Origin of the sequence: Actinosynnema sp. NPDC059797, from assembly GCF_042732085.1 — a bacterium.
GTDB lineage: Bacteria > Actinomycetota > Actinomycetes > Mycobacteriales > Pseudonocardiaceae > Actinosynnema.
Genome location: NZ_JBHWIE010000145.1, coordinates 12,693 through 17,563, shown reverse-complemented (window position 1 = coordinate 17,563; position 4,871 = coordinate 12,693). Strand labels below are relative to the sequence as shown.

3 protein-coding genes are annotated in these 4,871 nt (G+C 73.9%); 2 read left to right on the top strand and 1 reads right to left on the bottom strand.

Annotation, left to right across the window (positions count from 1 at the left end; genetic code table 11):
* Positions 1 to 1,748: condensation domain-containing protein (locus ACFV4N_RS26470; RefSeq protein ID WP_499675304.1), on the bottom strand; the 1,748-nt coding region annotated here is incomplete at its 3' end.
* Positions 1,749 to 2,135: 387 nt separating this feature from the next.
* On the opposite strand from ACFV4N_RS26470, the gene ACFV4N_RS26465 reads away from it, so the two are divergent.
* Complete coding sequence (locus tag ACFV4N_RS26465; RefSeq protein WP_499675303.1) at positions 2,136 to 2,810, top strand: isochorismatase family protein; 675 nt, start codon at positions 2,136 to 2,138, stop codon at positions 2,808 to 2,810.
* The gene (locus ACFV4N_RS26460) at positions 2,807 to 4,762 is read left to right on the top strand and encodes an anthranilate synthase family protein (RefSeq protein WP_499675302.1); all 1,956 of its coding nucleotides are present in this window, start codon (positions 2,807 to 2,809) and stop codon (positions 4,760 to 4,762) included. Before ACFV4N_RS26465 ends, ACFV4N_RS26460 begins: the two co-directional genes overlap by 4 nt.
* The last annotated feature ends 109 nt before the right edge of the window (positions 4,763 to 4,871 follow it).

The window sequence follows — 4,871 nt, the reverse complement described above, 5'->3', positions numbered from 1 at the left end:
GCCAGCACGACGTGCCGGGTCCGCTCGGGCCACAGCGCGACCGCGAGGCCGCGCGCCAGCCGCACCACCTCCCGCGCGGCCGGCGCCGGGCACCCGCAGTCGCACGGCGCGCCGCAGGAGCACAGGACCACGTCGGAGCCCCGGGCCGCCGCCGCGAGCACCCCGGCGACGGCCCTGCCGCGGTCGGCGTCGGCGAGGAACACGCGGGTCGCGGTGCCCGGCACGCCCGACACCAGCGCGCCGAGGTCCTCGAAGGTCCACGAGCCGTCGGCGGTCGTGATCGCCGGCCCGCTCGCGCTGGCGGGCAGCTCGGCGGGCGCGTCCAGGGCCTCGGCCCGGAGCGGCACGAGGTGCGCCTCGACCTCGGCCCGGTCCAGCAGTGCCAGTTCGGACACGCGCAGGCCGGGGTCCCCGACCCACTCCGCGACCGCGTTGGCGAAGTGGCGCATCAGCTGCTCCACCTCGTCGTGGTCGAACAGGTCGGTGTCGTACTCCACCCAGGAGACCAGCTCCGCCCCGCGCTCCTCGACCTCGGTGATCGTGTCCAGCCGCCCGCGGTTGCGCGGCACGTCGAACGGGGTGACCGAGGCCGAGCCCCAGGTGGCGTCGCTCGCGGGTTGGCCGCTGGTGAGGAACAGGTGCTGGACGAGGGCGTTGCGGGACGGGTCGCGCCGGGGCGCGACCAGCTCGACGATCCTGCCCAGCGAGACCTGGCCGTGCTCGATCGCGTCCTCCGCCGTGGTCGCCGCGCGGTCGACGAGTTCGAGCAGCGTCGGGTCGCCGGTGAGGTCCAGGCGCATCGGCAGCGTGTTGGTGAACTGCCCGACCACGCCCTCCAGCTCGGACCGGGCGCGGTTGGCGGCGAGCGTTCCGAACACCAGGTCGTGCTGCCCGGTGTAGCGGCTGACGGTCGCGGCGAACGCGGCGAGGGTCAGGGTGTAGAGGCTGACGTTGTGCTCGCGGCAGAAGGCGGTGATCCGCGTCCGCAGGCCGGCGTCGGCGAGGGGGAACCGGGCGCGCGTCCCGCTCACCCCCTTGATCGCGGGCCGGGCGCGCCGCGCGGGCAGTTCGAGGACCGGCGCCACACCGGCGAGCCGTTCGCGCCAGTGCTCGACGTCGTCGTCCAGGTAGCCGGAGTCGAGGAGCCCGCGCTCCCACTCGGTGAAGTCGGCGTACTGCAGCTCCGGCTCGTCCAGCGGCGACGGCAGGCCGGCCGCGAACGCCTCGTACAGCCGCCCCAGCTCGGCGAAGACGACGCGCCCGGACAGGCCGTCGCACACGAGGTGGTGCAGCGTCACGACCAGCACCCGGTCGTCCGGCGCGACCGAGACGAGCAGCGCGCGGGTCAACAGCTGCGCGGTCAGGTCGAGGGGTTCCTCGATGAACCCCGTCACCAGCCGGGCCAGGGCCTCCTCGCGGTCCTCGGCGGGCACGTCGGCCACCGACCGGCGCAGGAAGGACATCGGCGTGCCCGGCGGGAGGACCCGCTGCACGGGTCGGTCGCCGACGACGGGGAACACGGTGCGCAGGGCCTCGTGGCGGCGCAGGACCTCCCGCACCGCGCGCTCCACCGCGCCGGTGTCGAGCGCGCCGCGGACGCGCACGGCCAGGGCCTCCGTGTAGAGGCTCTGACCGGGGTCGATCTGCTCGGTGAACCACAGCTGCTGCTGGGTGTGGGAGAGCGGGGTGATCTCCGGGCCGGGCGACTCCTCGGCGCCCTGGCCGGTGACCTCGTAAGTCGACGACACCTGAAGCCTCCGCAATCGGTTTCCGGCCCGGTCGGGCGACCCGGTGCGGGCCCTGACGACCGCGGGCGCGCGCCACCCGCGTGACGGGCACGCGGGCGAACGCGGAATGGTTGATCCCCGTCGAACGGGTGGAGCACATCATAAGAACGGGTTTTGCACCCGTCCATTCGAACCGGTCGGATCGGCGGTCGACGGGAAAAGCCCGCGGCCACCGGCAAATGCGTTCACCGGGCGGGCCCCCTGAACGCCCGCGCGCCTTGACCGGCGCACCGACCTGGGCGACAGTGGTCCACGTCGGACGGTCCGACCCGCGAACACGGGATTTCCGTTCCCCGTCAACGCCATCCAACCCAGGATTCGCGAACGGTCGCCTGAAGGAGTCGCGCGATGACTCGGCCCCTCATTCCCGTGGTAGAGCCGTACGTGCTGCCCCGTCCGGACGAAATCCCCGACAGCACCGCGCCGTGGACCGTCGACCCGTCCCGCGCGGCCCTGCTCGTCCACGACATGCAGGAGTTCTTCCTGCGCGGTTTCCCGGACACGGCGTCGCCGCTGCGGGCGCTCAAGGCCAACTGCGCGCGGTTGCGCGACGCGTGCCGCGCGGCCGGCGTCCCCGTCGCCTACACCGCCCAGCCCGGCGGGATGACCCGCGAGCAGCGCGGGCTGCTCGACGCCATCTGGGGACCCGGCATGTCCACCGACCCCGCCGACCGCGCCCTGGCGCCGGAACTGGCGGCGGCGCCGGGGGAGAAGGTCGTCACGAAGTGGCGCTACAGCGCGTTCCACGCCTCGGACCTCGCCGAGTGGCTGGCCGCGCACGGGCGCGACCAACTGGTCCTCTGCGGGGTGTACGCGCACATCGGCGTCCTCGCCACCGCGGTCGACTCGTTCAGCCGGGACGTCGAGACGTTCCTGGTCGCGGACGCGGTCGCGGACTTCTCCGCCGTCCACCACGCCCGCGCCCTGGAGCACGCCGCGCGGACCTGCGCCGTGGTCGTGCCCACCGAGCGGGTGCTGGCCGCGCTCGCACCCACCCCAGCGACGGAGAGGGCGCTCCTGTGACCGCACGCCACCTTGACCCGTCGATCGCCAGGATCCTCTCCGAAGAACCGCCCGCGTTCGCCTTGGTCCACCGGCCCGGCATGTCCGGCGCCGGCACCGTGGAAGTCCTGTGTGGACGGTCCACTTCGCACGCCAGCCTCGCCGAGGTCTCGGCGAGCCGCGACGCCCTCGGCCCGGCCGGTCACCGCGGCGAGGTGCTCCTGCTCATCCCGTTCCGGCAGGCCGCCGAACGCGGGTTCGAGGTCGTGGACGACGGGGCCGAGCTGATCGCGGTGGAAGTCGAGTCGCACACCTCGCTCGCCCTGGCCGACCTGCTCGACGAGCTGCCCGACGAGGACGTGCGCGTCGAGGACGGCCGGTTCGAGACCGACGCCGACGTGTACGCGCGGCAGGTCCGGGCGGTCATCGACGAGGAGATCGGGCGGGGCCAGGGCTCCAACTTCGTCGTCAGGCGGTCCTACACCGGCCGGCTCGTCGACTACGACCTGCGCAAGGCGCTCACCCTGTTCCGGCGGCTGGTCCAGGTCGAGAACGGCGCGTACTGGACGTTCCTCGTCCACACCGGCGACACCGTCCTGGTCGGCGCGAGCCCCGAGCGGCACCTGAGCTGCCGGGACGGGCTGGCGGTCATGAACCCGATCTCCGGCACCTACCGCTACCCGCCGACCGGCCCGGACGTGGACGAGCTGGTCGCGTTCCTCAACGACCGCAAGGAGACCGACGAGCTGAACATGGTCGTGGACGAGGAGCTGAAGATGATGGCCCGCGTCTGCGACGACGGCGTGCGGGTGACGGGGCCGTTCCTCAAGGAGATGGCGCACCTCGCCCACACCGAGTACTACGTCCAGGGCCGCACGTCCCGCTCGTCGGTCGACCTGCTCCGCGAGACGCTGTTCGCGCCGACCGTCGTCGGCAGCCCGCTGGAGAACGCCTTCCGGGTGATCGCGCGCCGGGAGCGGACCGGGCGCGGCTACTACAGCGGGTGCGTGGCGCTGATCGGCCACGACCGGACCGGGCGCGAGACGCTGGACTCGGCCATCCTCATCCGCACCGCCGAGATCGACGGGAAGGGCCGGATCGACATCGGCGTCGGCGCGACGCTGCTGCGCCACTCCGACCCGACGAGCGAGGTCGCCGAGACCGAGTCGAAGGTCGCCGGGCTGCTCGGCGTGCTGGCGGACGGCGTCGCGCCCGCGCGGTCGGACGAGGCCCCGGCGGGCCCCGACCGCGGCCTGGCGATGCGCCCCCGGGTGGTGTCCGCCCTGGTCGCGCGCAACTCGCGGCTCGCGTCGTTCTGGTTCACGCCGGACGACGAGCGGCGGTCCCGCCTGCCGCGGTTCGACGGCCGCCGCGCCCTCGTGCTCGACGCCGAGGACGCGTTCACGTCCATGCTGGCCTACCAGCTCCGCTCGCTGGGGCTGGAGGTCGAGGTGCGCGACGTCCGCGACGACTCGCTCCTCGCGGAGGACCTGCGCGACCACGACCTCGTCGTGCTCGGCCCCGGCCCCGGCGACCCCCGGGACGTCGCCGACCCGAAGATGGCCCGCCTGCGGCAGTTGCTCCTGCGCGTCCGCGGCGACGGGCTCCCGCTGCTCGCCGTCTGCCTCGGGCACCAGGTCCTGTGCTCCTACCTCGGCCTGGACGTCCTGCGCCTCGACACCCCGGACCAGGGCGCGCAGCGCGAGGTGGAGCTGTTCGGGAGCAAGCGCAGGCTGGGTTTCTACAACACGTTCGTCGTCACGTCCCCGGTCGACCGGCTGCGCGTGTGCGGCGCCGACCTGGAGGTGGACCGGGACCCGGCGACGGGGCACGTCCGCGCCCTGCGCGGTCCCGGGATCCGGTCGGTGCAGTTCCACCCCGAGTCGATCCTGACGCGCTGCGGGGTGGACCTGCTCGCGGACTGCGTGGGCGGTCTGCTGCCGGTGCGGCACGGTGGTCTGGAGGTCAGGTGATGGAGTTGGTGGAGATCGGGGCGCCGCGGTCCGACCTGGGGGCGTTCGACGACCCGCCGCCGGACCCGATCGCGCTGTTCGCGGCGTGGTCGGCGCACACCGGCGAGGC

Coding starts and splice junctions, on each gene's coding strand:
- ACFV4N_RS26465 (WP_499675303.1), top strand. CDS start 2,136: ATGACTCGGCCCCTCATTCCCGTGGTAGAGCCGTACGTGCTGCCCCGT.